Annotated in this window: 25 protein-coding genes; 17 read left to right on the forward strand and 8 right to left on the reverse strand. The window is 66.4% G+C overall.

Annotation, left to right across the window (positions count from 1 at the left end; genetic code table 11):
- Positions 1-31 precede the first annotated feature (31 nt).
- The 4 genes from D4Q52_RS04545 to D4Q52_RS04560 all read left to right on the forward strand — a co-directional run bounded on the left by D4Q52_RS04545 (position 32) and on the right by D4Q52_RS04560 (position 4157).
- The gene (locus tag D4Q52_RS04545; RefSeq protein WP_119855353.1) at positions 32-1162 is read left to right on the forward strand and encodes an 8-amino-7-oxononanoate synthase; all 1131 of its coding nucleotides are present in this window, start codon (positions 32-34) and stop codon (positions 1160-1162) included.
- On the forward strand, positions 1159-1794 hold the full coding sequence (bioD, locus tag D4Q52_RS04550) for a dethiobiotin synthase (protein ID WP_119855354.1): 636 nt from the start codon (positions 1159-1161) through the stop codon (positions 1792-1794). The genes D4Q52_RS04545 and bioD overlap by 4 nt, the downstream gene beginning before the upstream one ends.
- Positions 1794-3047 carry an adenosylmethionine--8-amino-7-oxononanoate transaminase gene (locus D4Q52_RS04555; RefSeq protein ID WP_119855355.1) on the forward strand — a complete coding sequence of 418 codons (1254 nt, stop codon included), beginning with the start codon at positions 1794-1796 and terminating at the stop codon, positions 3045-3047. Before bioD ends, D4Q52_RS04555 begins: the two co-directional genes overlap by 1 nt.
- Positions 3048-3191: 144 nt before the next feature.
- Positions 3192-4157, forward strand: coding sequence for an MBL fold metallo-hydrolase (locus D4Q52_RS04560; protein ID WP_119855356.1), 966 nt, complete (start codon positions 3192-3194; stop codon positions 4155-4157).
- A 168-nt stretch (positions 4158-4325) separates the two neighbouring features.
- Here the strand turns inward: D4Q52_RS04560 and D4Q52_RS04565 are convergent, their stop codons facing one another.
- Both D4Q52_RS04565 and D4Q52_RS04570 read right to left on the reverse strand, forming a co-directional pair.
- Positions 4326-4982 (reverse strand): TetR/AcrR family transcriptional regulator, encoded by a 657-nt coding sequence (locus tag D4Q52_RS04565; protein ID WP_119855432.1) that lies wholly within the window; start codon positions 4980-4982, stop codon positions 4326-4328.
- An 8-nt stretch (positions 4983-4990) separates the two neighbouring features.
- Positions 4991-6211 (reverse strand): amidase, encoded by a 1221-nt coding sequence (locus D4Q52_RS04570; RefSeq protein ID WP_234831062.1) that lies wholly within the window; start codon positions 6209-6211, stop codon positions 4991-4993.
- Positions 6212-6534: 323 nt separating this feature from the next.
- Here D4Q52_RS04570 and D4Q52_RS04575 point away from each other — a divergent pair, with 323 nt between their 5' ends.
- The 5 genes from D4Q52_RS04575 to D4Q52_RS04595 all read left to right on the forward strand — a co-directional run bounded on the left by D4Q52_RS04575 (position 6535) and on the right by D4Q52_RS04595 (position 12130).
- Positions 6535-7503 (forward strand): BMP family protein, encoded by a 969-nt coding sequence (locus tag D4Q52_RS04575; protein ID WP_119855357.1) that lies wholly within the window; start codon positions 6535-6537, stop codon positions 7501-7503.
- A 2-nt stretch (positions 7504-7505) separates the two neighbouring features.
- Positions 7506-9080: an ABC transporter ATP-binding protein gene (locus D4Q52_RS04580; RefSeq protein ID WP_119855358.1), complete on the forward strand. Its 1575-nt coding sequence runs from the start codon at positions 7506-7508 to the stop codon at positions 9078-9080.
- Positions 9077-10168, forward strand: a complete 1092-nt coding sequence (locus D4Q52_RS04585; protein WP_119855359.1) for an ABC transporter permease — start codon at positions 9077-9079, stop codon at positions 10166-10168. Before D4Q52_RS04580 ends, D4Q52_RS04585 begins: the two co-directional genes overlap by 4 nt.
- Before the next feature lie 13 nt (positions 10169-10181).
- Positions 10182-11099 (forward strand): ABC transporter permease, encoded by a 918-nt coding sequence (locus D4Q52_RS04590; protein WP_119855360.1) that lies wholly within the window; start codon positions 10182-10184, stop codon positions 11097-11099.
- A gap of 284 nt (positions 11100-11383) precedes the next feature.
- A complete protein-coding gene (locus D4Q52_RS04595) occupies positions 11384-12130 on the forward strand; it encodes an HAD-IA family hydrolase (RefSeq protein WP_119855361.1) in 747 nt (248 codons plus the stop codon).
- 25 nt (positions 12131-12155) lie between these two features.
- On the opposite strand, the gene D4Q52_RS04600 is transcribed toward D4Q52_RS04595, so the two are convergent.
- Positions 12156-12575: a PaaI family thioesterase gene (locus D4Q52_RS04600; RefSeq protein ID WP_119855362.1), complete on the reverse strand. Its 420-nt coding sequence runs from the start codon at positions 12573-12575 to the stop codon at positions 12156-12158.
- A gap of 75 nt (positions 12576-12650) precedes the next feature.
- Here D4Q52_RS04600 and D4Q52_RS04605 point away from each other — a divergent pair, with 75 nt between their 5' ends.
- Entirely contained in the window at positions 12651-13277 is a 627-nt protein-coding gene (locus D4Q52_RS04605) for an NUDIX hydrolase (RefSeq protein WP_119855363.1), read from the forward strand.
- Between the two features lie 97 nt (positions 13278-13374).
- Positions 13375-14562, forward strand: coding sequence for a hypothetical protein (locus D4Q52_RS04610; RefSeq protein ID WP_119855434.1), 1188 nt, complete (start codon positions 13375-13377; stop codon positions 14560-14562).
- Between the two features lie 414 nt (positions 14563-14976).
- On the opposite strand, the gene D4Q52_RS04620 is transcribed toward D4Q52_RS04610, so the two are convergent.
- Entirely contained in the window at positions 14977-15285 is a 309-nt protein-coding gene (locus D4Q52_RS04620) for a hypothetical protein (RefSeq protein WP_119855435.1), read from the reverse strand.
- Between D4Q52_RS04620 and D4Q52_RS26155 the strand changes: the two genes are divergently transcribed.
- Together D4Q52_RS26155 and D4Q52_RS04625 are read left to right on the forward strand one after the other, a co-directional pair.
- Positions 15284-15673, forward strand: a complete 390-nt coding sequence (locus D4Q52_RS26155; RefSeq protein ID WP_147407745.1) for a hypothetical protein — start codon at positions 15284-15286, stop codon at positions 15671-15673. The two genes, D4Q52_RS04620 and D4Q52_RS26155, sit on opposite strands and share 2 nt — an antisense overlap.
- On the forward strand, positions 15651-16085 hold the full coding sequence (locus D4Q52_RS04625; RefSeq protein ID WP_119855365.1) for a hypothetical protein: 435 nt from the start codon (positions 15651-15653) through the stop codon (positions 16083-16085). The genes D4Q52_RS26155 and D4Q52_RS04625 overlap by 23 nt, the downstream gene beginning before the upstream one ends.
- Before the next feature lie 119 nt (positions 16086-16204).
- On the opposite strand, the gene D4Q52_RS04630 is transcribed toward D4Q52_RS04625, so the two are convergent.
- The 3 genes from D4Q52_RS04630 to D4Q52_RS04640 form a co-directional block, all read right to left on the reverse strand.
- Positions 16205-17422, reverse strand: a complete 1218-nt coding sequence (locus D4Q52_RS04630; RefSeq protein WP_119855366.1) for an EAL domain-containing response regulator — start codon at positions 17420-17422, stop codon at positions 16205-16207.
- Between the two features lie 270 nt (positions 17423-17692).
- Complete coding sequence (locus tag D4Q52_RS04635; protein ID WP_119855367.1) at positions 17693-18703, reverse strand: Bug family tripartite tricarboxylate transporter substrate binding protein; 1011 nt, start codon at positions 18701-18703, stop codon at positions 17693-17695.
- A gap of 296 nt (positions 18704-18999) precedes the next feature.
- Positions 19000-20616: an alkaline phosphatase D family protein gene (locus D4Q52_RS04640; RefSeq protein ID WP_119855368.1), complete on the reverse strand. Its 1617-nt coding sequence runs from the start codon at positions 20614-20616 to the stop codon at positions 19000-19002.
- A 187-nt stretch (positions 20617-20803) separates the two neighbouring features.
- Between D4Q52_RS04640 and D4Q52_RS26700 the strand changes: the two genes are divergently transcribed.
- Genes D4Q52_RS26700 through D4Q52_RS04650 form a run of 3 tightly spaced genes read left to right on the forward strand, consistent with a single transcriptional unit; the run spans position 20804 to position 22167 of the window.
- On the forward strand, positions 20804-21250 hold the full coding sequence (locus D4Q52_RS26700) for a PAS domain-containing protein (RefSeq protein ID WP_234831063.1): 447 nt from the start codon (positions 20804-20806) through the stop codon (positions 21248-21250).
- Positions 21220-21789 carry a sensor histidine kinase gene (locus tag D4Q52_RS26705; RefSeq protein WP_234831064.1) on the forward strand — a complete coding sequence of 190 codons (570 nt, stop codon included), beginning with the start codon at positions 21220-21222 and terminating at the stop codon, positions 21787-21789. The genes D4Q52_RS26700 and D4Q52_RS26705 overlap by 31 nt, the downstream gene beginning before the upstream one ends.
- A gap of 21 nt (positions 21790-21810) precedes the next feature.
- Positions 21811-22167 (forward strand): response regulator, encoded by a 357-nt coding sequence (locus D4Q52_RS04650; RefSeq protein WP_119855369.1) that lies wholly within the window; start codon positions 21811-21813, stop codon positions 22165-22167.
- A 20-nt stretch (positions 22168-22187) separates the two neighbouring features.
- On the opposite strand, the gene D4Q52_RS04655 is transcribed toward D4Q52_RS04650, so the two are convergent.
- Positions 22188-23465: an MFS transporter gene (locus D4Q52_RS04655; RefSeq protein ID WP_119855436.1), complete on the reverse strand. Its 1278-nt coding sequence runs from the start codon at positions 23463-23465 to the stop codon at positions 22188-22190.
- Between the two features lie 154 nt (positions 23466-23619).
- Between D4Q52_RS04655 and D4Q52_RS04660 the strand changes: the two genes are divergently transcribed.
- The gene (locus tag D4Q52_RS04660) at positions 23620-24564 is read left to right on the forward strand and encodes a TAXI family TRAP transporter solute-binding subunit (protein WP_119855370.1); all 945 of its coding nucleotides are present in this window, start codon (positions 23620-23622) and stop codon (positions 24562-24564) included.
- Positions 24565-24728 lie beyond the last annotated feature (164 nt).

Genomic DNA, 24728 nt, shown 5'->3' on the forward strand with positions numbered 1-24728 from the left:
CACGCGGGGCGCATCAGGATGAATCGCGATCATGCATGAGGACTTCGAGGCGGATCTGCGCGGATTGGCGGCGCGGGGGCGGCTGCGGGCGCTGAAGGCGCGGGCGGGGATCGACTTCACGTCGAACGACTATCTGGGACTTGCCGAGTCCGAGGAGCTCAACCGCGCAGCGGCCGAGGCGGTGGCGCGCGGCGTGCCGGTGGGGTCGGGCGGCTCGCGGCTGCTGCGCGGCAATCATCCGGAGCACGAGGCGCTGGAAGCCGAAGCCGCGGCGTATTTCAGCGCCGAGACGGCGCTGTATTTCGGCGGCGGCTTCGTCGCCAATCAGGCGATCTTCTCGACGCTGCCGCAGCGCGGCGATCTTGTCGTCCACGACGAACTGATCCACGCCAGCGTCCATGAAGGGCTGCGCCGCGGCCGCGCCGAGTTCGTCGGCGTGGCGCACAACGATATCGACGCGTTCGAGAGCACGATCGTGCGCTGGCGCGCGACCGGCGGCAAGGGGCGGCCGTGGCTGTCGGTCGAGAGCCTGTACAGCATGGACGGCGACAGTCCCGATCTCGACGGCCTGTTCGCCATCGCCGATCGGCACGACGCCATGCTGGTGATCGACGAGGCGCATGCCACCGGCGTGCTCGGGCCAAACGGCCGCGGCCTCGCGGCGCGGTTCGAGGGCCGCGCCAACGTCGTCACGCTGCACACCTGCGGCAAAGCACTCGGCACGGTCGGCGGCTTCGTCCTGGCGCCGCGTGTGATCCGCGATTTTCTCGTCAACCGCTGCCGGCCCTTCATCTTCGCCACCGCGCCGTCGCCGCTCACCGCCGCGATCACCCGCGCGGCGATCGAGCTGTCGCGCACCAATCCGGACCGCCGCGAGCGGCTGGCGCGCCTCGTGGCTTTCGCCGGGCGCGAGTTGCGCCGGACCTGCGGGCTGCAGGCGTCCGGCTCGCACATCGTGCCGGTGGTGATCGGCGCCGATCAGGCGGCGGTCGCGGTGGCGGCGTCGCTACAGCGGCGCGGCTTCGACATCCGCGCGATCAGGCCGCCGACCGTGCCGGAAGGCACTGCGCGGCTGCGCATCGCGCTGACGGCGAACGTCGACGAGGCAATCGTCGCGGAATTGTTCGCGGCGCTGGCCGAAGACATGCGGATGGCCGCATGAGCGCGCGTATCATCGTTACCGGCACCGACACCGGCGTCGGCAAGACCGTATTCGCCGCCGCGCTCACCGGTGCGCTCGATGCCGACTATTGGAAGCCGGTGCAGGCCGGGCTTGATGAAGGCACTGACAGGCAGACGGTGCTGCAACTGTCGGGCCTGCCGGAAGCGCGGCTGCTCCCGGAAGCGTATCGGCTGGCCACGCCGGCCTCGCCGCATCTCGCCGCCGAAATCGACGGCGTCACCATCGATCCGGACAAACTCGCGCTGCCGCAGACGCAGCGGCCGCTGGTGATCGAAGGCGCCGGCGGGCTGTTGGTGCCGCTGACCCGGACGCTGCTGACCATCGATGTGTTCGCGCGCTGGCAGGCGCCGGTGGTGCTGTGCGCCCGCACCACGCTCGGCACCATCAACCACACGCTGCTGTCGGTCGAAGCGCTGCGGGCGCGCGGCATTCCGCTGCTCGGCATCGCCTTCATCGGTGACGAGAATGCGGAGTCCGAACGCGTCATCGTCGATTTCAGCGGCGCGCGGCGGCTCGGCCGGCTGCCGCATCTGCCGACGCTGAATGCTGCGGCGCTGCGCGCGGCGTTCGCCGCGAACTTCAACGCCGATGATTTTCTGAAGGCTGTTTGATGACCTCCAAATCTCCCGTCTGGCATCCGTTCACCCAGCACGCGGTGCAGCCCGACGCGATCCCGATCGCGCGCGGCGAGGGCGCGTGGCTCGAGACGCCGGACGGCCGCCGCATCTATGACGCGATCTCGTCGTGGTGGGTGATCACCCACGGTCATCGCCATCCCCACATCGTGCAGGCCATCAAGGCGCAGGCCGACAAGCTCGACCAGGTGATCTTCGCCGGCTTCACGCATGAGCCCGCCGAGAGGCTGGCGCGGCGGCTGGTGGAGATTACGCCGCCGCAGCTGGAATACGTGTTCTTCTCCGACAGCGGCTCGACCTCGGTCGAGGTCGCGCTGAAGATGGCGCTCGGCTTCTGGCGGCATCGCGGCGAGAACCGAACGCGTATCCTGGCGCTGCAGGGCGCGTATCACGGCGACACCATCGGCGGCATGTCGGTCGGCGAGCGCGGCGTGTTCAACGCGCCGTATGATCCGCTGCTGTTCGCAGTCGACCGCATTCCGTATCCGGAGCCGGGCAGTGAGCAGGAAACGCTGGATGCGCTGGACGCGGCGTGCGCGGCCGGCGGCGTTGCGGCGCTGATCGTCGAGCCGCTCATCCTCGGCGCCGGCGGCATGCTGATCTATCCGCCTGCGGTGCTGGCCGAGATGAAGCGGGTGTGCGAGCGCCACGATGTGCTGTTCATCGCCGACGAGGTGATGACCGGCTGGGGCCGTACCGGCACGCGCTTCGCCTGCGAGCAGGCCGGCATCGCGCCGGACATCGCCTGCTACTCCAAGGGCCTCACCGGCGGTTCGCTGCCGCTGGCGGTGACGCTGTGCCGCGCCGACATCTTCGACGCGCACTACTCGCCCGACCGCACCCGCACCTTCTTCCACTCCAGCTCCTACACCGCCAACCCGATCGCCTGCGCGGCGGCATTGGCGAATCTGGAGGTGTGGGACACCGAACCGGTGATGCAGCGCATCGAAACGCTGGCTGCGCTGCAGACGCGCAAACTGGATCGCTTCCGCGCGGATGCCCGCTTCACTAATCTCCGCCAGCTCGGCACCATCGCGGCGCTCGACGTCGTCGCCGGCGATGCCGGCTACATGGCGAATATCGGCCCGTCGCTGTACGAAAGTTTCCGCGCCCGCAACCTGCTGGTCCGCCCGCTCGGCAATACGATCTATCTGATGCCGCCTTATTGCAGCACGGAGGCGGATCTCGATCTGGTCTACGACGCGATCGACGAGATTGTGCCGCGCTGACATCATGGAGGCGGAGCGTCGTTGCGGCTTGCGTGGCTCAATCGTTCGCTCTAACCCGACTCGCAGACGGCTGCCGCCTATGGCGCCCTCACGCTCCGCCCATCGCATCGGAGCGCCGCCCGCTCTTGCGCGAAAGGAACTTCGATGTCTGTCGATCGCCGTACGCTTTTGAAAATGTCGCTCGCCGGCGGTGTCGCCGGTGCGCTGGGCTTGAAGAGCGGCGTTGCAGCGGCGCAGCAAACAGGCAGCGACGGCGTCAAGTGGATCTGCCTCGGCACCAAGGGTGGACCGCGGGTCGGCACCGGCCGCTCCAATCCCGCCAATGTGTTGCTGGTCGACGGCGTGCCCTATGTGGTCGACTGCGGCCCTGGCGTGTCGAAGCGGCTGGTCGAGGCCAAGGTCGCGTTGCCGAGCCTGCGCTACGTATTCATCACCCATCTGCATTCCGACCACGTGCTGGAATTCGGCAACATGGTGTATGGCGGCTGGTCGGCGGGACTCAATCACGATGTCGAGGCGTTCGGCCCTGTCGGCCTCGACGCGCTCGCCAGGAACTATTGGGAATCGATCAGGGACGACGTCGAGACCCGCATTCCGGACGAAGGCAAGCCGGATCCGCGCAAGCTGCTCAAGGTGAAGGAGATCACCGAACCGGGCCCGGTGCTCACGACCGACAAGGTCAAGGTCACCGCGTTCCGCACGCCGCATCCGCCGATTCTGGAGAAGAACTACGCCTATCGGTTCGAAACCCCGAGGGGCGTGATCGTCTACGTGTCGGACAGCGCCTACAACCCGGAACTGGCGACGTTCGCCGAGGGCGCCGACCTGCTGATCCACGAGACGCTGTATGTGCCGGGCGTCGACGCGATGGTGAAGCGGGTGAAGAACGCCGCGTCGCTCAAGGAACATCTGATCGCCTCACACACCACCACCGAGGACCTCGGCAGGCTCGCCGCTGCCGCCAAGGTGAAGAAGCTGGTGATGACGCATCTGGTGCCGGGCGACGATCCCTCGATCACCGACGAGATGTGGATGCAGGACGCCAGCAAACACTACAGCGGCCCGATCGTGGTCGCCCGGGATTTGATGGAGATTGCGCTGGAGGGGTGACATCCCTCGCGGTTGCGAAGTGGTAGCTATGATTCGTCATGGCCGGGCTTGTCCCGGCCATCCACGCCTTGACTCGGGGGGAGGCCTGAAGGCGTGGATGCCCGGGACAAGCCCGGGCATGACGGTGGAAAGGCTAATGCACGAACTAACTCATTGAATGCTGGCGTCTCACGGCTTCTCCAGATACGCCGCCAGCATTTTTCGCGCGTCGGCGCGGCGGGCGGCGCGCCAGTCGGCGGCGCTGAGGTCGGTGTCGAATTCGGCCGATAGCGTCGGGGTGTTGGCGAGGTGGAACTGGCTGAGGGCGGCGATCAGCACGTAGAGCCGTAGCGGATCGAGATCGGCGGCGAGCCGGCCTTCGGCGACGCCGCGCGCGAGCAGCCGCTTGGTCATCGTCAACACCGGCGACGACATCTCGCGGATCCGTGCGGATTTGCGGATATGCCGCGCCTTCAGCATGTTCTCGCTGCGCAGCAGGCTGACCAGATGGCCGTTGCGCTCGAAATGGCCGTTCATGAAGTCGAACAGCTTGAGCAGCCCCTCGAGCGGATCGAGATGCATTACTTCGAGCGTTAGCTCCTCGGTGCGCAGCGCGCCGAGTGCGCTTTCCAGGGTCGCGACGTACAGCGCCGATTTGCTGCCGAACTGCTCGTAGATCATCCGCGGATTGGAGCCGGCCTTCTTGACGATGCGGTCGATGCGCGCGCCGGCGTAGCCGTGGGTGGCGAACTCGGCGGTGGCGGCCTTGAGGATCTCGGCGCGGTTCTGCTCGGCGGAGCGGCGCGCCCGCCGGCGCGGCTTGGGGACGGCGTCGAGATCAGTCATCGAATTCGTCATGCCATTGCCCGGTGAGCCAAACGTGCGATCAGCGTCCGCGCCGCATCGAGCAGTGCGCGATCCTGGCCAGCGCCCGCGACCAGCGACAGGCCGACCGGGCAGCCGTCGACAGTGGCGACCGGGAGATTGATCTGCGGCAGGCCGGCATGACCGGCGATCGAGGTCAGCGTCAGCGCGCGGCCGTAGAACGGGCCGATCTGCGCGCCGGCGCCGGGCGCATCCTTGCGCAGCGCGGTGCACGGCGCCGTCGGAATCAGCCAGGCGACGCCGCCGCCGAGCTGCGCGCGCAGCTTGGCGCGGACCGCATCGCGCAAAGGCCGCCAGCGCGCGACGTCGTCCTCGGTGATCTCGGCGGTGCCGGCGAAGCGCGGTGCGATCGCCTCGCCGAAGCGCGGCTGCGTCGCCGTGATCCATGGCCCCAGCTCGCGCCAGTTTTCGGTGCCCTGCAGGATGCGATAGGCCTCGAACCAGTCGGCCTCGGCGCCGTCGAACACGGTGATCTCTTGCGTGACGCCGAGCCTGGCGCAGAGATCGCGCAGCGCGGCCGCGACCGGCGCATCGGCGATCGCGAAGGCGTCGCGGACGATGATCAGCGTCTCGATCGGCGCGGGCTTCGCTGGCGGCAGCAGCACGTCGCCCACTTTAGCCAGTAACTCCGCGTCACGCGCGAACCAGCCGACGGTGTCGTAGCTCGGCGCGAACGGCAGCACGCCGTCGAGGGAGATCGCATTGTGGGTCGGCCGCATCCCGTACAGGCCGCAGAAGCTCGCCGGCACGCGCACCGAACCGCCGGTGTCGGTGCCGAGCGCGAAGTCGACCAGGCCGGCCGCGACCGCCGACGCGGAGCCGGACGACGAGCCGCCTGGGATGCGATCGGGGCAGGCGGTGTTGAGCGGCGTGCCGTAATGTTCGTTGACGCCTTCGAGGCTGAAGGCGAGTTCGTCGGTGATCGTCTTGCCGAGGACGCTGGCGCCCGCCGCAAGTAATCGATCCACCACAGGCGCAGAGCGCGGCGCCGGCTCGTGCGTGCGCTGCCAGTCCGGATTGCCGCCTCCGGTGACGGTGCCGGCGACGTCGATCAGGTCCTTGACGGCGAAGCTTAGTCCGTCGAGCGGACCGGACGCCGTGGCAGCAACCTGTAGCAGGGGCCCGGGGACGAACGCACCGACATCCTGCGCGATCTTCGCGCGCTGATCGGGTGTGGCGGTGGTCATCATGCTGGCATCTCCATTGCGCGCATCATCGTCGTGGGACGCGCTCTTCACTACGGGGCGACTACAAACTGTGCCGATCAACCTGTTTGCAAATTCGCTGCCAGCGGCGATTTGCGAGCAGATTCAATGCCGGCGCAGCTGCCAAACGAACGCCCTGCTTGCGGATTCGACAAAAGCCTCAGGGTGCGGCTTAAAAAGTAAGCATTTGTTTGTTTCGGGCGATAGCTACGTCGGATTTTGCGAGGAAAGTCAACGTACTGGGCTGTTGGCATGTCACTTGCTGCAGGGGAGTGGCCGAAACAAACCAGCTTCCAAAGAGGGCTCCTATGAGGTCACGCCGTTCCGTCCTGAAAGCCGCGCTGCTCGCCGGCGCGCTGACGTTGTCTGCCACGCTTGCGTACGCCGAGCCGCTCAAGGTCGGCATCCTGATTCCGGGATCGAGGTCCGACAAAGGCTGGATGGAGTCGTCCTATGACGGCCTCAAGGCTGCCGAGAAGAAGTATGGCGACAAGATCAAGGTGCAGATGATCGAGAACATCAACTACGCCGATATGGATCAGGCGCTGACCAACCTCGCCAGTAAGAACACGCTGGTGATCGGCGTCGGCGGCCAGACCCAGGCGTCGGTGTACAAGATCGCCAAGCGCTTCCCGAAAGTGCATTTCTCGATCGTCGGCGGCAATGACGGCGAGAGCGCGCCGAACGTCGCCGGCTACGACGTCAAGCAGGCCGAGATCGCCTACGTCGCCGGCGCCGCTGCGGCGATGCTGTCGAAGACCGGCGCCATCAGCTATGTCGGCGGCCTCGAGATCCCGTCGATCGTCAATGCCGGCAAGGAGTTCGGCAACGGCGCCAAGTCGATCAACCCCAACATCAAGTACACCGAGAATTACACCGGCGATTTCGACGACGTCGCCAAGGCCAAGGAAGCGACGCTGGCGGCGATCGCGCAAGGCGCCGACATCCACTATCACATTCTCAATCTCGGCCTCCGCGGCATGGAGCAGGCCGCGAAGGAGAAGGGCACCCACATCATCGGCAGCTACACCGATCGCTGCGGTACCGATCCGTTGTATGTCGCCTATTCGATCACCGGCACCGGCTATCAGGTGCAGTACGCCATCGACGAAGCCGTGAAGGGAAGCTGGGCGCCGGGCTACAAGGAATTCGGCCTGAAGATGGGTCCGGAAGCCTCCAACATGGTGATCTGCGGCGCGACCCCGGAGCAGAAGGCCAAGCTCGACGCCATCATGAAGGATCTGCTGGACGGCAAGATCAAGGTGCTGAAGGGCTAGTCATGATCAGCACCTCGTCCGCTGTCGAGGCCTCCGCGCCGCTGCTCAGCCTGTCGCAGGTCACCAAGCGGTTCGGCAGCTTCACCGCATTGTCGGAGGTCTCGCTCGACCTGCGGCCGGGCGAGGTGCATTGCATCCTGGGCGAGAACGGCGCCGGCAAATCGACGCTGTGCAATGTGATGTTCGGCGTGCATCGGCCGGACGGCGGCGCGATGAGCTATCGCGGCGCCGCCTATCAGCCGGCCGGCCCTGCCGATGCGCTGGCCCAGGGCATCGCCATGGTGCACCAGCATTTCAGCCTGGTCGGCGACATGAGCGTCGTCGACAACGTGCTGCTCGGCCGCGGCCGCGGCTTGCTCAATCGCAAGGAATGCGCGCGGCAACTGGCCAGGCTGGCGGATGAGTACGGCCTGCCGCTCGATCCCAGTGCCAAGATCGACGATCTCTCGGTCGGCGAACGGCAGCGGGTCGAGATCGTCAAATGCCTGATCCGCGATCCGCAGCTGTTCGTGCTGGACGAGCCGACGGCCGTGTTGCTGCCCGACGAGATCGCCGCGCTGCTGCAGGTCTGCCGCCGCGTTGCGGCGAGCGGCCGCGCCGTGGTGCTGGTCACCCACAAGCTCGCCGAGATCAAGGAAGTCGCCGACCGCGTTACCGTGCTGCGCGGCGGCCGCACGGTTGCGACTTCGGAGGCGCCGGCGCGCGATATCGATGCTCTGGTGCGGGCGATGATCCACGGCGACGTCGCCGAACTCGACGGCGCCGTGGCCTCGACGCTCGGTCTCGGCAAGGTCGCGCATGTCGGCCATCAGCCGCCGCCGCGCAGCAAGGTCGAGGCGCTGCAGATCGACGGGCTGACGGTGAAAGATCGTCAGGGCGTCACCCGGCTCGATAACTTCACGCTGACGGTTGACCGCGGCGAGATCGTCGGCGTCGCCGGCGTCGAGGGCAACGGCCAGAGCGAGCTCGCCGCTGTGCTGGCCGGGATGATGACGCCGACCTCCGGGCGTTATTACTTGGGCGAGGCCGATCTGACCGGGCGCTCGCCGAAGGAGATCACCGCTGCGGGCATCGGCATCGTCTCCGAAGATCGCCATGCCGTCGGCTGCGTGCTCGGCATGAGCCTCGCCGAAAACATCTATCTCAACCGCCTCGATGAATTCACCCGCTTCGGCTTCCTCAACCGCACCGCCCTGCAGCGCGAGGCGACGACGCTGATGCAGCGCTTCGACGTCCGCGCACGCGGGCCGGGCGCTCCCTTCTCGAGCCTGTCCGGCGGCAATCAGCAGAAGGCCGTGCTGGCGCGCGAGATCACGCTGCCAAATCTCTCCTGCCTGGTCGCGTCGCAGCCGACGCGCGGCCTCGACGTCGGCGCGGTCGCGGCGGTGTACGGCCATATCCGCGAAGCCTGCGGCCGCGGCATCGCGGTGCTGCTGGTGTCGTCCGAACTCGACGAGCTGCTCAGCGTCGCCGACCGGATCGTGGTGCTGTATCGCGGCCGGATCATGGGCGCGTGCCGGGCCGATCCGGCCCGCAAGGCGGAGATCGGCGCCATGATGGCGGGGCAGGCGCAATGACGACGCTCGATCAGCAGAAATCACCTCCGCGCACGCCGCGGTTCACTCTGCGGCCGTCACTACTAGTACCAGTCGCAGCCGTGGCCTTCGCGGCGGCCGTGGGCCTCGCGCTGATCGCCGCGATCGGCGTGTCGGTGCCGGAGGCAATTGAAGCGTTCGTCGATGGCACCATCGGCTCGCCCTATGCGCTCGCCGCCTCGCTCAACCGCGCCTGCGTGTTCGCGCTGGTCGGCTTCGGCTTCGTGCTCGCCAACCGCGCCAATCTCACCAACGTCGGCGGCGAGGGCCAGATCGCGGTCGGCGGCATCGCCGCGACCGCTGTCGCGCTGTATGGCCACGTCGCCGATCTGCCGCTCGGGCTCGCCTTCATGCTGCCAATGCTCGCGGCAGTGATCGCCGGTTCGCTGTGGGGCGCGCTCGCCGCGGTGCTCAAGGTGAAGTCCGGCACCAACGAGGTGATCTCGACGCTGCTGCTGTCGTTCATCGGCGTCTGGCTGCTGTATTGGTGCGTGCAGTCGCCGGCGCTGCTGCGCAAGCCGATGACCAGTTCGGCGACGCTGCCGGAGTCGCTTGAAATCCCCGAGGCGACGCAGCTGCCGCTGCTGACCGGCGACTACGGCTTCCCGGTGCATATCGGGCTGCCGCTGACGTTGCTGATTGCGCTGGTGGTCGGCGTGTTGCTGGCCAAGACGATTTTTGGCGTGAGGCTGCGTGCCGTGGGTCTCAACCCAATGGCGGCGCATCGGGCCGGCATCTCGACTGCGAAGACCGTGATTATCGCGCTGGCCGGCGCTGGTGCCCTCGGTGGTCTCGCCGGCGCGCTGATGCTGCTCGGCGAGCAGCACACGCTGAAGGACGGCTTCTCGTCCGGCTACGGCTTCGATGGTCTGGTCGCGGGGTTGCTGTCGCGCGGCTCGATCCCCGGCGTGATCGCCGCGTCGCTGCTGTTCGGCTTCATGCGCTCGGGCGGCATCAACATGGAGATGGTCGCGGCGGTGCCGACCGCGCTGGTGGTGGTGATTCAGGGCCTGATCGTGATCACGCTCGCCGGCGCCGCGCTGTTCATCGAGAAATGGGAGCGGACATGAGCGGGGTGCGCGAATGACCTGGGATCTGTTCGCCGTCTTCCTCGGCTCGTCGATCCGGCTTGCCACGCCGCTGTTACTTGCCGGCATCGGCGAAATGGTCAGCGAACGTGCCGGCGTGCTCAACATGAGCATCGAGGGCATGATGCTGATGTCGGCGTTCGCCGCCGCGGTCGGCGCGTGGGCGACCGGAGATCCGCTGGTCGGCCTGTTGATCGGCATCATCTCGGTGGTGCCGGTGTCGCTGCTGCAGGCATTCTTGAGCAACACGCTGCGCGCCAATCAGATCGTGTCCGGCATCGGCATCAACATATTGGTGCTTGGCGCGACCACGCTGGCCTATCGCGAAATTTTTGGCGCTCGCTCGCGCGCGGAGATCCCCGGCCTCGCCAAGATCAAGCCGCCGCTGCTCGGCGATATTCCGGTGATCGGCCCCGCGGTGTTCGAGCAGGTCTGGCTGCTCTACGCCGGCGTTGCGATCATCATCATCACCGCGCTGGTGCTGCGCTACACGTCGCTCGGCCTCGCCATCCACGCCGCCGGCGCCGAGCCGAAGGCGGTCGACAAATCGGGCCTGTCGGTGACGGCGGTGCGCTACGGCGTCGTGGTGTTCGCCGGCTTCATGGCGTCGCTGGCCGGCGCCTTCCTGTCGATCGGCGACATCCACACCTTCACCGAAGGCATGACGCGCGGCGCCGGCTATCTGGCGATCGCCTCGGTGATTTTCGGCAAATGGCGGATCGGCGGCACCACGCTGGCATGCCTGCTGTTCGGCGCCGCGACAGCGCTGCAATTCCAGCTGCCCGCACTCGGCGTCAACGTGCCGAACGCGCTCCTGATCATGCTGCCCTATCTGCTGGCGTTGCTCGCGGTCGGCGGGCTGGTCGGCCGCCAGATGGCGCCGGCGACGCTGGGCGAACCGTATCGGAGGTGAGCCGGCCGCAGTCGGCCGGCCGCCGGACACTACGATCGTTGCTGCACCACGTTATCGCAGCCGGAGCAGCGGAAGATCACGCGCTCGGTCTCGTTGGCACGCCGGGGCAGGCGGCCAAGCATCTTCATCTCGCCTGCACAAATCTCGCATTTCCGAGATGGCGCTTCAGAAGTCTGGTTCATGCCGGGTCATCGTCGCGGGTTGTAAGGTTTACTTTACACCGGGCTGATGATGGTTGTCAGGCATCTTCTGTTCCTATGCACGGGAGATGGACAAGAGGTCATATGATACCAAGGGCGCTGATTTTCGACGTCGATGGGACGTTGGCCGAGACGGAAGAGCTGCATCGCCAGGCCTTCAACGAAACTTTCGCCGCAGAGTTGCTACCGTGGGTCTGGGACAGGGCCGCCTATCGCAGGCTGCTTGATGTCGCCGGAGGCAAGGAGCGGATTGCCCATTTTCTGGCTTCGCAGCCGGAAGGCGCCGAGCGAGCGGCGGGCCGGATCGCGGAGCTGCACGCCGCCAAGACGCAGCGCTACACGGCGCTGGCGGCCGTCGGAGCGCCGCTGCGGCCGGGGGTGGCGCGGCTGATCATGGAGGCGCGGCAGGCCGGCGTGCGGCTGGCGATCGCCACCACCACGAGCCTGCCGAATGTCGAAGCGCTGCTCGGCAGCGCGTTCGGCCCAGACGCCATGGCGCTGTTCGACATCGTCGGCGCCGGCGACGTCGTGCCGGCCAAGAAGCCGGCGCCAGACATCTATTGCTACGTACTGGGGCGGCTCGGCCTGCCGGCCGGCGCTTGCGTCGCATTCGAGGATTCGACCAATGGGGTGAGGGCGGCCCGCGGCGCGGGCCTCGCCACCGTCGTCACGCCGGGGATCTACACCGAGGGCGATGATTTCACCGGAGCACTCGCGGTGCTGAGCGATCTCGGCGAACCGGACGCGCCGTACCGTCACCTCGCCGGCGCTGGCGCGAGCGACACGATGGTGACGCTCGAGACGCTGCGGCGCTGGATGACGGCGGCCTGAACCGCCTGCAGCAATCTCCGCCGCCTCAGCGCGGCCGCACGATCTTGAACACGCCGGTGGCGACGATGACGCAGCGGCTGTCGACGCTGACCTCGGTCGACGTGAAGATCAGGCTGCGGGTCGAGCGGATCACCTTCGGGCGCGCGATCAACAGATCGCCGATTTCGCCGGCGTCGATGAAATGCGTGTCGAGCTGCACCGTGGCGACATGCGGCGCGCCGGACTGTTCGCGCGCCGCCATGCCGGAGGCGCGATCGGCCAGCGTCATCATCAGCCCGCCCTGCACCAGCCCGCGGCGATTGCGATGCTTCGGCCCGGTGGCGATCGCAAACTCATGCTGTCCGTCGACCACCCGATGCCACAGCGGCCCGACCAGATCGATGAAGCCTTCGTCGTGGACGATCGTCCAGCCATCGGCTTTCAGGCTGCGGGCAGTCTCGGTCATGCGTTCTGTCCTTGTCGCCGCGGCGACAGCGCGGTGGTGGTTTCCTCGATGACGCGGCCGGTGTAGTCAAGTCGCATGAACCATCTGCACAACGACGCCCTGCGCGACGAGATCGCCGCGCGTTGCCGCGATTTTCCGCGCCACGACGATGGACTGGAGCCGCAAGGTCTCAAGCGCGCCGCCGTGGCGATCGCGGTGGTGGCCGGCAGCGATGGCGCGGCTTCGTTTCTGCTGACGTTCCGCGCCGCCGGCCTGCGCGCGCATAGCAATCAATGGGCACTGCCGGGTGGCCGCTGCGACGCCGGCGAAACCGCGCCGGAGACGGCGTTGCGCGAATTGCACGAAGAACTGGGGCTGCACCTCGACGCCGCCGACGTGCTCGGCATGCTCGACGACTATCCGACGCGCTCCGGCTATCTGATCACTCCGGTGGTGGCCTGGGCCGCGTCGGCCGGGCCGCTGGCGCCCAATCCGGCCGAGGTCGCCTCGGTGCATCACATCGCGTTGGCGGACGTCGCCCATCCCGAGGCGTTCGATTTCACCCGCATCCCCGAGAGCGAGCGGCGCGTGATCCGGTTCCGCCACGCCGGCGACTACATTCACGCCCCGACGGCTGCACTGATCTATCAGTTCCGCGAGGTGATGGGCGGCCGCGTGACCCGCGTGGCCGATCTCGAACAACCGGTGTTCGCCTGGAAATAGCGTGCGGCAGCGCGCGTGCGCTTCGCCACGATTTGCCGCAGACGGAACCGGGCCGGTGCAGCAATTCGTTCACCACTGGCTGCGATATGATGCGGCCATGCCGACCTGTCTGATTCGCTCCGTCAGTCTCGCGTCGCTGGCTCTCATCGCGCTGGCGTCCTCCAGCCTTGCTCAGACCGCGCTGCCGTTCGCCGTGGCCAATGCCCGCGCGCAGGCGGCCTCGCCCGAAGCGATCGCCGACTATCGCTACCGGCTGCAGCAATACCAGGCCGCACGCGCCGAGTTCGATCGCGACGCCGAGGCCTATTGGGGGGCGGTCGCCGAGAAACGCCGCATCCGCAACGCCAAGCGCCGCGCCGGCGATGCCATCGGGCCGGACGACTACGTGCTGGTGCAGCCGCCGGTCTACACTGGACCAAAGCGGCCGGTCGATCCCGAGCCGCAGCCGCGGCCGCCCGGCGAGCGCCGGTCGCTGCCGGTGGTGGCGGATTTCATCAAGGCGGCGGGCGACTACTATCAATTCATGCCGCAGCGGCCGTCGTCCGAGGTCGAGTTCAAGCGCGCCTACGCCCGCGTCGCCCGCGCGATGGGGCTGACGCGCGAGCAGGCGGTGCGGGTCTATGCGTTCGAGACCGGCGGCGACGGCAGCTACGACATGCAGTCCGGGCTCAGCAAGTCCCGTCCCGGCTCGCGCGCGATCTCGACCGCGATCGGCTACAATCAGCTGCTCACCACCAACACGCTGGTGCTGCTAGCCGAGCAGGGGCCGCACATTCTCAAGGTGCTGAACGACCGCGCCGCGACGCTGTCCGGCCCGCCGCGCGCGGCACTGGAGCGCAAGATCGCCGTGGTCAAGCGCATGGTCGGAGTGGCGCGGTCGATCCCGGGCAATTGGAGCGAGCACGAGAAACTCGGCCGCACCCCGCAGGGCTGGGGCGTGCACGCGCTGGTGCTCGACATCGACGTCGGTCCGCTGCTGCAGACCCACAAGCTGCTGACCTCGGTGAAGTTCGCACGGCAGAAGGGCTATATGGAGCCGCTCACCGCCGCCGAGCTCGAGATGATGAACCTGACGGGCGACGGCACCGGCTTCGACATGGTGACGATGCCGCAGGCGCTGCGTGAAATCGTGCCGACCTCGAATTTCTTCCAGCGCTCCGGCTACGAGCGCAACCCGGTGGCGATCCGTCACAATACCGTTGCGAAGCTGCTGGCGGTCACGGACGAGCGCATGGACGTCAACAGCGCCAAGCCGGGCGCGCGCGAACTGTACGCGGCGTTTTGAGCTGTTCGCTGATTGAGCGCGATCGCATTCTCCACCAGCACGAAGTTCTCATCCTGAGAGCCTGGCCGGAAATGCGCTCGTTTGATTCGGGCACTTCCGTCTCCCCACGTCATGCCCGGCCTTGTGCCGGGCATCCACGCCTTGCTGCCGGAAATGCAGAAGGCGTGGATGGCCGGGACAAGCCCGGCCATGACGGAGGTTGTTAGCAAATCAGCCGACTGAAGAATGATTCGGCTTCAGTTTTGGGTCAGGCTCTGAGGAGCCCGGCGAAGCCTGGTGTCTCGAAGGATGCGGCCACGCCGATCCAGGGGCCCATGGTTCGAGACCGAGCTCCGCGCCTCCTCACCATGAGGTTGTGCCTATAGGCGAGCGTCTCTTTAGCTATGCTCGGATTCCATTACGAAACAGAATCGCCTAGCGGTTGGAGCCGAATTTAAAATTGCCGTTGTCTTCGACGAACGGCCCGGTGCGCATGTAGAGCTGGCCGTTGGCGCCAACGAAGAACAGCGTTTCCTTCGGCACACGTTTGGCGCCTTTGAACAGCTCCTTGGCGTTGCTGGTGCCCATCTTGTAGGACAGCATCTTGCCGTCCTTGGTGTAGCCGTAGCCCATGTCCGGCGACAGAACCCATGGCGCAGCGTCCTCGGTCTGCGCCATCGCCGGCGCCGCAAGCATGGCGACGACAGCCGCGGACAGCAGCGTCTTCCAACAGGGAATGGTCATGGCTGCGGCCTCCTCGAGCGTCGATGCGACGGCGCATGCGGCGTCCTGCGTCGCGGTTTTGAACAAATCACGAACGGCGTTCCCGCGTCAAGCTGGGCCGATGCTTCAAGCGCATGTCGGCATCGTTCGCGATTTTGCCAGTGCGCTTTGGTGTGTCTTTCGCGTGAGCCGATTCCAGACTACAGCAATCCTGAGATCACTCGGCGCCGGATTCGGAATTCCAGTCTGGCGCATGTTTTCGACGAAGCGTCATCACTTCGCGAAAACCGCCGCCGCGGCGGCGATCAACAAGTCGGGAGCGGACGATGCGGGCAAGTTGTTGGCAGGCTTGGACGACGGGTGCGGCGCTGTCCGCCGTTGTGGCGATGACGCTGCCGGTCGCCGCTGAGGCCGACGAGTTCAAGCTCAGCAACAACCAGCGCATTTCCTGCAGCCGCGGGCTCAGTCCGGGCAAGCTCACCACCGCGAGCTGCCGCTCCTACGCCTATCTGTTCAACGCCAGGACGTCCGAATACTTCCGATGCTCGGTCAGCCTGGCGATGACGCGCGACAACAAGGAAGTCATCAACGTCCAGAGCGATGGCGGTTGCAGCAAACGGGAGCGGATTTTCGAGACCGACGGCAACTACACGTTCGACGCCGCCGAGACCGAGCCGCCGAACACCAATTCGTTCTTCGGTTCGGGCGGCTACGCGGTGTGGGCGAGCGACACCGGCAGCCGCAAGCTGCGCGGCTGCATCATTATCGCGTCGGGTCTCGGCAACGACGTCTCGAAATGCATCGACATGACGTTCGACTGACTCAGGTCCGCTCTGCTTAGAGCCTTTTCGAGCGAAGTGGATACCGGTTCGCGTGAAGAAAACGCGTCAAAAGAAAGACCCAGAGCTCCGGTTCTGATTCTATCAGAACCGGTAAAGCTCTAGTCCAGCGTGTTGAGCGGCTTGGTGGCCGCGGCGCGGGCGAATTTCTTCAGTCCCATCGGCTTGCCGAACAAATAACCCTGCAACAGGTCGAAGCCGAGTTCGTGCGCCGCGATGTAGTCGGAGCGGCTCTCGATCCCGGTGGCGGTGCAGCGCGCGCCATAGTCGACGGCAAGGTCGACGATCCGTTTGCAAACCGAGCGTTTGAGGCGGTCGTCGGCGCAGCCGGTGACGAAGGCGCGGTCGACCTTCAATTCGACGAACGGAAACGCGTCGCGCGAGATCAGGTCCGGCCAGTCGGCGCCGATCTTGTCGATCGCGATCGCGACATTGTGCAGCCGCAGGTGCTGGGCGGTCTCGATCATCGCATCGAGATGCTGCGCCAGCTCCAGCGCGTCGATCTCGATAATCAGCCCGCCGAACGCCGGATGCCGCGGGATCCAGGCGCAGAGATCCTCGACCGCCTGGATGTCGAGCAGAAATTTCGCCGGCAGGTTGATCGACAGATCGACGGGACCATGATGATCGAGCAGATAGCGCCAATCGGCCATGGCGCGCGCCACGACGAACTCCGACAGCGCGCGAAAATTCGGATCATTATGGTCGGGCAGGAACGCCGCCGGCACCACGACGCCCCAGCTCGGATGCCGCATCCGCACCAGCGCCTCGGCGCCGCACGGCGTCAGCGACCGCGCGTCGAGCTTGCGTTGGTACCAGAGTTCGAGCCAGCCGGTCTTCAGCGCTTCGGCGACATCGACTTCCGGTTGGGGCGCCGGCTCCTGCGGCAGCAGCGGCGCGATGCATTCGCGCAGCATCCGGGCACTGAACGGCGTCGACAGCGGCGGCAGCATCGTCAGGCCGCGCTCGAGGCCATGATGCAGGATGGCGCGCTGTGCGATGGTCTCGCGCGCCGAAATCAGCATGACGCTTCCGCGAAATCCGGCATTGCACGCCACGTCGATGATCCGCGCCGCCTCGACGCCGCCGACCGACGAGCCGATCACCAGCAGGTCCGGCTGCTGATCGGCGATACGCATCGTCAGATCGTCGGCGTCGCCGCATTCGCCGGTGACGAAGCGCAGTTCCTCGAGCGTGTCGGCAAGGAAGGCCCGCAGATGTTGCTTGCCGTCGATGATACACGCGCGCGGTGACACCTTGCGGCGCCCGAACGCCGCGCTGATCCCGTGTTCCTGCATTCCGATGGTGGTGATCGTCATTGCAGTCTTCCCCCGTTACCCTCGCGTTCTTACGAGATCGGACGGGAAGGAATTATGGTTTTGTTCCACAACTCACATGAACAAGTGGGTAAGGTTAAACGAGCGAATGCAGTTTAAATTGCAGCAATCGGCAATGCGTTGATTTCGCAGGGCGAGTGATTAGTTGCCTGCACCTTGCTCGCCCCGCGGGGGCTGGTAACTGCCCGATAGTTACACGCGCTCGCGGCAGCCAGGCCCCGCGCGCGACGCCGCTTTGCGGGTTGCGCCGCTCTATTGCGGCTCGATCTTGGCGAACTTCGCGACTTTGCCCCATTTGTCGATCTCGGACTGGACGTAGCGCTGCATGTCGTCCGGCGAACCGCCGACCGGGTCCGCGCCGAGCTTGCGCAGCCGCGCCGTACCGTCCTCGGTCTTGATGAACTTCTCGACGCTGGCGTTGAGCTTGGCGATGACCTCCGGCGAGGTCTTGGCGGGCGCGCCGATCGTGAACCACGCCGCTGCGTCGTAGCCCGGCGCGCCGGCTTCGGCGATGGTCGGCAGGTCGGGTAGCAGCGGCCAGCGCGTGGCGGTCGACACCGCGATCGCCCGGATCGATCCGGCGTCGGCGTGTGGCTGCGATGCCGGCAGATTGTCGATGGTGAGATGCACGCGGCCGGCAATCAGGTCGGTCAGCATCGGCGCCGAACCTTTGTACGGCACGTGCGTCATCTGCACGCCCGTCATCGACTTGAACAATTCCGTCGAGACATGCGCGGTGGAGCCCAGACCCGGTGTGCCGTAGAACAATTCACCTGGTTTCGACTTCGCGTAGGCGATCAGTTCGGCGACGCTCTTCACCGGCAGCGAATTGGTCACCGAGAACAGGTTGGGCACCTTGGCGATGATGATCACCGGCGCGATATCCTTGACCTGATCGTAGGCGAGCGTCTTGAACACGAACTGATTGATCGCGTGGGTGCCGGGCGTGCCGACGATGAAGGTGTAGCCGTCGGGCTCGGACTTGGCGACGAACTCGGCCGCAATGTTGCCGCCGGCGCCGGCCTTGTTCTCGACGATGAATTGCTGGCCGTACTCCTCCGACATCTGCTGCGCCACCAGCCGCGCCAGAATATCGGTGGTGCCGCCGGCCGCGAACGGCACGACGAACTTCACCGGGCGGCTCGGCCAGGAGGTGTCGGCGCGGACGACGCCCGGCAGCAGCGGCAGGGCGCCGAGGGCAGCGACCCCGCGCAGCAGGCTGCGGCGGCTCGGACGGAACGGCGGGCGAGTCGAAGACGGCATGCGATGTCCTTCAGGTTCGAGCAGCAATGGATGACGGCGCCGGATCGCGGCGGGGCGCGAGGCCGGCGGTGATGGCGGTCGATCTCGGAAGGACGATTGTGAGACAGCGATCGTGGCTTGCCGTCTGCCTCGGATCAGGGACGGCAAGCGACGGCGCGACGCGCCGTGCGGCGGTCATCATGAGCGTTCTCCCGGTCGACCGGCCTCTTGGTGGGCCGGTGCGGAAGCCAGACTACGCGGTCGCGCGCGATGTGACCAGCCCACGCGCTTGCCAAGAGTTGCTGAACGGCTGCGGCCTACTGGCTGATCAGTCCCGGCCGGCCGGCTTCGACCAGCAAGGTCTGCGCGGTGTTGACCGGCCGGCCGGGCTCATAGGTGCTGTCGACGATGCGGAAATCGGCCTGCCACTGCGCCGGCGTGACAGTGTGACGGGTGTAGCCGCGCTGATCGCTGAAGAACTTCAGATGCGGGTTGTTGCGCAACATCGTGGCCCGGTCGGCCTCGGACGCTGGTCCGTCGCCGGCCGAGGAGATCGAGGTCGACAGAAATTCGACGGCCGCGCACGGCGACGCCGGATCGCGCCAGTCGCGGCGTACTTCCAGTGCGAGCGCGCGGTGCAGGTCGCCGGTCAGCACCACCGGGTTGGCGATCCTGGCGGCCTGCAGCATGGCCAGGACGTGTTCGCGGCCGGCGGTGGCGCCGTTCCAGGTATCGAGGTCGAAAACGGGCGCCGCGGCTTCCTTGACGAACGGAAAGCCGCGCCAATCGAACTGCGCGAACATCACCTGCTGAGCCAGCACCTGCCAGGTCGCCGGGGTTTGCGCCAGCCGCTCGGCGAGCCATTGTTCTTGCGCTGCGCCCAGCATGGTGCGGCCCTCCGCATCCGCCTCGGCGCAGCCGGCCAGGAAACCGTCGCCGCACGGCTGGCGCGAGCGATATTGCCGCGTGTCCAGCACCGCCACATCGAGCAGCGCGCCGAGCCGGAAGCCGCGATAGGCCCCGACATCCGGGCCACGCGGCAGCTGCGCGCGGCGCACCGGCATGTGCTCGTACCAGGCCTGCAGCGCCATCGCCCGGCGAAACAGAAAGGCGTCGGCCGGCGTGTGTTTCGGGTCGCTGTCGGCGGCCCAGTTGTTGGCGATCTCGTGGTCGTCGAAGCTCGGCAGGAACGGACAGGAAGCGTGCGCGGCCTGCAGGTCGGCGTCGGTCTTGTACAGCGCGTAGCGGCGGCGATAGTCGGTCAGCGTGAAGCAGGCCTGAAAATCCGCCGGCATGGTGCGCGGCGCCGGCTGCCTGTCGCGGCCAGTCACGTCGGTGTGGGCGTACTCATAGATGTAGTCGCCGTAGTGAAAGACGAAATCCAGCTTGTCGTCGGCGATCGCCCGCCACGCCGTGTAGTAGCCGTCCTCCCAGCGCTGGCAGCCGGCGGCGGCGAAGCGGATCTGCGCCGGCGCCTCGCCGGGAGCCGGCAGCGTCCGGGCGCGACCGACGCCGCTTTCGGCATCGCCGGCGCGGAAGCGGTAGAAGTAGTCGCGGCCGGGCGCCAGCCCCTCGATCTCGGCGTGAACCGAGTGGGCCAGTTCCAGCCGCGCCGTCTTGGTCATGGTACGCACGATCCGCGTCATCGCCGGATCGTCGGCGATCTCGACGGTGACCTCGACCGGCGGACTGCTCATGCCGCCGCGCGCCTTCAGCGGCTCCGGCGCCAGACGGGTCCACAGTACGAAGCCATCCGCCGCCGGATCGCCGGAGGCGACGCCGAGCGTGAACGGATCGGACTTGAATGCCACGCGGCCGGACTCCGCGGCTCCTGTCGGACGGGTGCCGAGGCCGACGCCGAGTCCAGCGCCGAGCGCTCCCCGGAGCAGCGTGCGGCGGTCGAGGGCGTAACGGGGCGAAGGCGAATGCGTCATGGAGCGACTTCTGTAGGCGGATGCGCGAGCGAGGGCGCGGAGTGTCAGGCAGGATAGCACGGCCGATGTGAAGGTGCGGCGACGCGTTGTTCGCTAATGACGGCGCGAGTTCCGTACAAAACCAGCTACCTGCGATTGCGTGCCGCCGCCGGTTTCTTTAGCGTATTCGGATTCAGGACAGGTTTCGATGCGTATGGATGACCTTTACCGCCTGCTGCGGACCACTCACGTTCAAGCGCAAGGCGTCGTGGACAGCGTGTCCAATCCGATGCTGGTGCTGGACGCCGGACTGGTCGTGCTGAACGCCAGCCGGGCGTTTTTTGAAACGTTCAAGGTCGATCGCGACGAGACCATCCGCCGCCCGCTCTACGAGCTCGGAGACCGTCAGTGGGACATCCCCGAACTGCGCCAGCTGCTGCTCGACGTGCTGCCGAAAGCCGAGACCATCATCAATTACAGGGTCGAGCACGACTTCCCGAGCATCGGCAACAAAACCATGCTGCTCACCGCCCGCACGCTGGCGCACCCGGACAATGCCAGCCATTCGATGCTGGTGTCACTGGTCGACGACACCGAACGCAGCCAGCGCGACAGGCCAAGGACATGCTGCTCGGCGAACTGCGTCACCGGATGAAAAACCTGCTCGGCATCACCCAATCGATGGCCTGGCAGACCCGCACGGAGGGACGTACGGCGGCGGAATTTCGCGAAGATTTTATGGGCCGTTTCAATGCGCTGATCGAAGCTGAGGACTTGGCTTTCAGCGACCACAACGGAGCCGGTCTGACTGCCTTGTTCGAGCGGATCCTGGCTCCTTTTAGGAACGACCGCGCCTCGATCGAGATTGAACATGGGCCGGCGGTTGAACTGCCGTCACGTGCCTTGGTGTCGCTCAGCCTGATTTTTCATGAACTGGCGACCAACGCAGTGAAGTACGGAGCGCTGTCGGTTCCGGGCGGTCAAGTGCGGGTGCGCTGGCAGGTGGTCGGCCATGAACTCCGCTTTACGTGGATCGAGCGTGGTGGGCCGGCAGTGACGCCGCCGACCCAGACCGGCTTCGGCAGCAATCTCATTCGATCTGCAACCAGCTACAACCTCGGCGGTCGCGCCGAACAGCATTTTGCCCCGGAAGGTCTGACGGCCGAAATCGTCATGCCGGCACCAAGCATTTGATCCTCTAACCGAAAGCCGATTGTGCAGAAGACCGTTCTGATCGTCGAAAACGAATTTCTGATTGCGATGGATCTGATGCGGATGCTGCAAGCACTCGGCTGGCAGGTGATCGGCCCGGCTGCGAGCGTCAAAGCCGCGCTGCAGCTGCTGGACCACGAAAGTCCGGCGGTCGCGCTGCTCGACGTCAATCTCGGCACGGAAGTCGTGACGCTGGTGGCCGAGGTCTTGAAGGCCCGAAACGTGCCGTTTGCGGTGGCGAGCGCCTACGACGAACCGGAGAAGGTTGGAGGTGCGGTATTGGCCGGCGTCCCGAATGCCGGCAAGCCGACCAGCGAGCGACAGCTCATGGCCGTGATGGCTCAACTGACCGCCGTCTGATCCGCGGCGGAGACGCGGCATCACTCGGCCGGAGCGGCAAGACGCGACGCGTGTGGTGGCAACTCGCTGTCCGTTCGGGTTTCCGGCATCAGCATCAGGAACAGCGCAAGGCCGGCGGCGGCGATCGCCGCGAGGGCCAGAAAGGCCGCACTGTAGCCCGCCGATACCACGATCAAGCCAGCGACCGCGGTCGACAGCGCGCCGCCCAGTCCCGCAGCGGTCGCGATCGCGCCCTGGCTGACGTTGAAGTGGCCGGTGCCGCGGGTGAGATCGGCCACCACCAGCGGAAACAGCGCGCCGAAAATGCCGGCGCCGACGCCGTCGAGCAGCTGCACGCCGACCAGCCAATACGGATTGTCCGACAGCGGATACAGCGCGCCGCGCAGCGCCAGCACGCCGAGCGCCACCGCAAAGATCGGCTTGCGGCCCCAGACGTCGGCCTTGTGGCCGACCAGTGCGGCCACCGGCACCATCACCACCTGCGCGGCGACGATGCAGACCGACATCAGCGTGGTGCCGAGGTTCTTGTTCACCAGCGCCAGCTTCTGACCGACCAGCGGCAGCATCGCGGCGTTGGCGAAGTGAAACAGCACGGTGGCCCCGGCGAAGATCAGCAGCGGCCGGCAGGTCAGCAGCACCTTGAAGCCGGACGGTTGATCGTGGTGAGCGGCCGGAGCTGTGTCCGCCGTTGCCACCTGGGCACTGTCGAGACCGCGCGCGACGTGATCGTCGATCGCGGCGGCGGGGATCGACAGCGTCGCGAAGATGCTGGCCACCGCCATCGCCGACATCAGCCAGAACACCACCACCGGTCCGAAGAAATACGCCGATACGCCCGCGAGCAGCGCCGCGGTGGCATTGCCAGCGTGATTGAACGCTTCGTTGCGCCCGGTGCGCCGTGCGAAGGCGCGCGGGCCGACGATGCCGAGCGTCACCGCAGCGACCGCGGGCGCGAAGATCGCGCCGGCCGCACCGGCCAGCGCCTGCGTGGCGGCGACAAGTTCGAAGCTGTGCAGCAGCGGCAGCGTGACCGATGAGACAGTCACCACGATCGCAGCGGCCACCATCAGGGCGCGCTTGGCGTTCGTCCGATCAATCAGCGCGCCGGCCGGGGTCTGCGCCAGGATGCCGGCGGCGGCGGCGATCGACATGACGAGGCCGATCGAAGCCTCGTTCCAGTTCTGCACCGCCAACAGATAGATCGCCAGATAAGGTCCGAGACCGTCGCGGACGTCGGCGAGAAAGAAGTTGAGCGCGTCGAGCGACCGATGGACATCCGGCTTTGGCTGGGGCGACACGCGAACCTCAGGGTGCGACAAAATGTACGCCAGCAACCCTCGAGCTTCTCATCTGGTTCCGCCACGATCCTTGCTATCGCCGATTTCCCGGGTTGACCGCGACGTTTTGCCCGTTCAATTTCCGCGCTAAGCAACTCAGGGGAGAAAATCGTTCATGAAGGTCAGTTTGTTCGCCATGGCGGCGGCCGCGGCGCTGGTTGTAGCACCGCACGCGCACGCGCAGCAGTTCGTCAACGTGCTGACCGGCGGCACCTCGGGCGTGTATTATCCGCTCGGTGTCGCGATCTCGAAGATCTACGGCGAGAAAATCCCGAACGTCAAAGCGCAGGTGCAGGCCACCAAGGCGTCGGTCGAGAACCTCAATCTGCTGCAGCAGGGACGCGGCGAAATCGCCTTCACGCTGGGTGACTCGCTCAAGGCGGCCTGGGAAGGTGACACCGAAGCCGGCTTCAAGGCGAAGCTCGACAAGCTGCGCGTGATCGGCGCGATCTATCCGAACTACATCCAGATCGTCGCCACCGCCGAAAGCGGGATCAAGACGCTGGCCGATCTGAAGGGCAAGAGCCTGTCGGTCGGTGCGCCGAAATCCGGCACCGAGCTGAACTCCCGCGCGATCCTGAAGGCGGCCGGGATGGACTACAAGGATCTCGGCAAGGTCGAGTATCTGCCGTTCGCCGAGTCGGTCGACTTGATGAAGAACCGCCAGCTTGCCGCCACGCTGCAGTCCGCCGGCCTCGGCGTCGCGTCGCTGAAGGACCTGTCGAATTCTTCGGCGATCACCGTCGTGGCGGTGCCGAAGGAGACCGTCGACAAGATCGGCCCGCCGTTCATCGCCGCGACGATCCCGGCCAAGACCTATACGGGCCAGGACCAGGACGTTCCGACCGCCGCGGTGGTCAACTATCTGGTGACTTCGACCGCGGTGTCGGACGATCTGGCCTATCAGATGACCAAGCTGATCTACGAGAATCTGCCGGAGCTGGCGAGCTCCCACGCCGCCGGCCGCGAGATCAAGCTGGAAACCGCCGCCACCGGCAGCCCGGTCCCGCTGCATCCCGGCGCCGAGCGCTACTTCAAGGAAAAGGGCGTGCTGAAGTAAGCATCTCCCTCACACCGTCATTGCGAGGAGCGAAGCGACGAAGCAATCCAGCTCAGTGCACCGAGCCTGGATTGCTTCGCTTCGCTCGCAATGACGGAGAATGCCAATCGGCGAAAACCACGCGGTTGACGGCTTCAAGAACGCCACCCAGGGGACACGGTCCA

It is taken from the genome of Rhodopseudomonas palustris (assembly GCF_003591005.1).
Classification (GTDB): domain Bacteria; phylum Pseudomonadota; class Alphaproteobacteria; order Rhizobiales; family Xanthobacteraceae; genus Rhodopseudomonas; species Rhodopseudomonas palustris_K.

Excerpts from the sequence above, each read along its gene's own strand:
- D4Q52_RS04545 (WP_119855353.1), top strand. The coding sequence starts at position 32 with ATGCATGAGGACTTCGAGGCGGATCTGCGCGGATTGGCGGCGCGGGGG.
- bioD (WP_119855354.1), top strand. The coding sequence starts at position 1,159 with ATGAGCGCGCGTATCATCGTTACCGGCACCGACACCGGCGTCGGCAAG.
- D4Q52_RS04555 (WP_119855355.1), top strand. The coding sequence starts at position 1,794 with ATGACCTCCAAATCTCCCGTCTGGCATCCGTTCACCCAGCACGCGGTG.
- D4Q52_RS04560 (WP_119855356.1), top strand. The coding sequence starts at position 3,192 with ATGTCTGTCGATCGCCGTACGCTTTTGAAAATGTCGCTCGCCGGCGGT.
- D4Q52_RS04565 (WP_119855432.1), bottom strand. The coding sequence starts at position 4,982 with ATGACTGATCTCGACGCCGTCCCCAAGCCGCGCCGGCGGGCGCGCCGC.
- D4Q52_RS04570 (WP_234831062.1), bottom strand. The coding sequence starts at position 6,211 with ATGATGACCACCGCCACACCCGATCAGCGCGCGAAGATCGCGCAGGAT.
- D4Q52_RS04575 (WP_119855357.1), top strand. The coding sequence starts at position 6,535 with ATGAGGTCACGCCGTTCCGTCCTGAAAGCCGCGCTGCTCGCCGGCGCG.
- D4Q52_RS04580 (WP_119855358.1), top strand. The coding sequence starts at position 7,506 with ATGATCAGCACCTCGTCCGCTGTCGAGGCCTCCGCGCCGCTGCTCAGC.
- D4Q52_RS04585 (WP_119855359.1), top strand. The coding sequence starts at position 9,077 with ATGACGACGCTCGATCAGCAGAAATCACCTCCGCGCACGCCGCGGTTC.
- D4Q52_RS04590 (WP_119855360.1), top strand. The coding sequence starts at position 10,182 with ATGACCTGGGATCTGTTCGCCGTCTTCCTCGGCTCGTCGATCCGGCTT.
- D4Q52_RS04595 (WP_119855361.1), top strand. The coding sequence starts at position 11,384 with ATGATACCAAGGGCGCTGATTTTCGACGTCGATGGGACGTTGGCCGAG.
- D4Q52_RS04600 (WP_119855362.1), bottom strand. The coding sequence starts at position 12,575 with ATGACCGAGACTGCCCGCAGCCTGAAAGCCGATGGCTGGACGATCGTC.
- D4Q52_RS04605 (WP_119855363.1), top strand. The coding sequence starts at position 12,651 with ATGAACCATCTGCACAACGACGCCCTGCGCGACGAGATCGCCGCGCGT.
- D4Q52_RS04610 (WP_119855434.1), top strand. The coding sequence starts at position 13,375 with ATGCCGACCTGTCTGATTCGCTCCGTCAGTCTCGCGTCGCTGGCTCTC.
- D4Q52_RS26155 (WP_147407745.1), top strand. The coding sequence starts at position 15,284 with ATGGCTGCGGCCTCCTCGAGCGTCGATGCGACGGCGCATGCGGCGTCC.
- D4Q52_RS04620 (WP_119855435.1), bottom strand. The coding sequence starts at position 15,285 with ATGACCATTCCCTGTTGGAAGACGCTGCTGTCCGCGGCTGTCGTCGCC.
- D4Q52_RS04625 (WP_119855365.1), top strand. The coding sequence starts at position 15,651 with ATGACGCTGCCGGTCGCCGCTGAGGCCGACGAGTTCAAGCTCAGCAAC.
- D4Q52_RS04630 (WP_119855366.1), bottom strand. The coding sequence starts at position 17,422 with ATGACGATCACCACCATCGGAATGCAGGAACACGGGATCAGCGCGGCG.
- D4Q52_RS04635 (WP_119855367.1), bottom strand. The coding sequence starts at position 18,703 with ATGCCGTCTTCGACTCGCCCGCCGTTCCGTCCGAGCCGCCGCAGCCTG.
- D4Q52_RS04640 (WP_119855368.1), bottom strand. The coding sequence starts at position 20,616 with ATGACGCATTCGCCTTCGCCCCGTTACGCCCTCGACCGCCGCACGCTG.
- D4Q52_RS26700 (WP_234831063.1), top strand. The coding sequence starts at position 20,804 with ATGCGTATGGATGACCTTTACCGCCTGCTGCGGACCACTCACGTTCAA.
- D4Q52_RS26705 (WP_234831064.1), top strand. The coding sequence starts at position 21,220 with ATGCTGCTCGGCGAACTGCGTCACCGGATGAAAAACCTGCTCGGCATC.
- D4Q52_RS04660 (WP_119855370.1), top strand. The coding sequence starts at position 23,620 with ATGAAGGTCAGTTTGTTCGCCATGGCGGCGGCCGCGGCGCTGGTTGTA.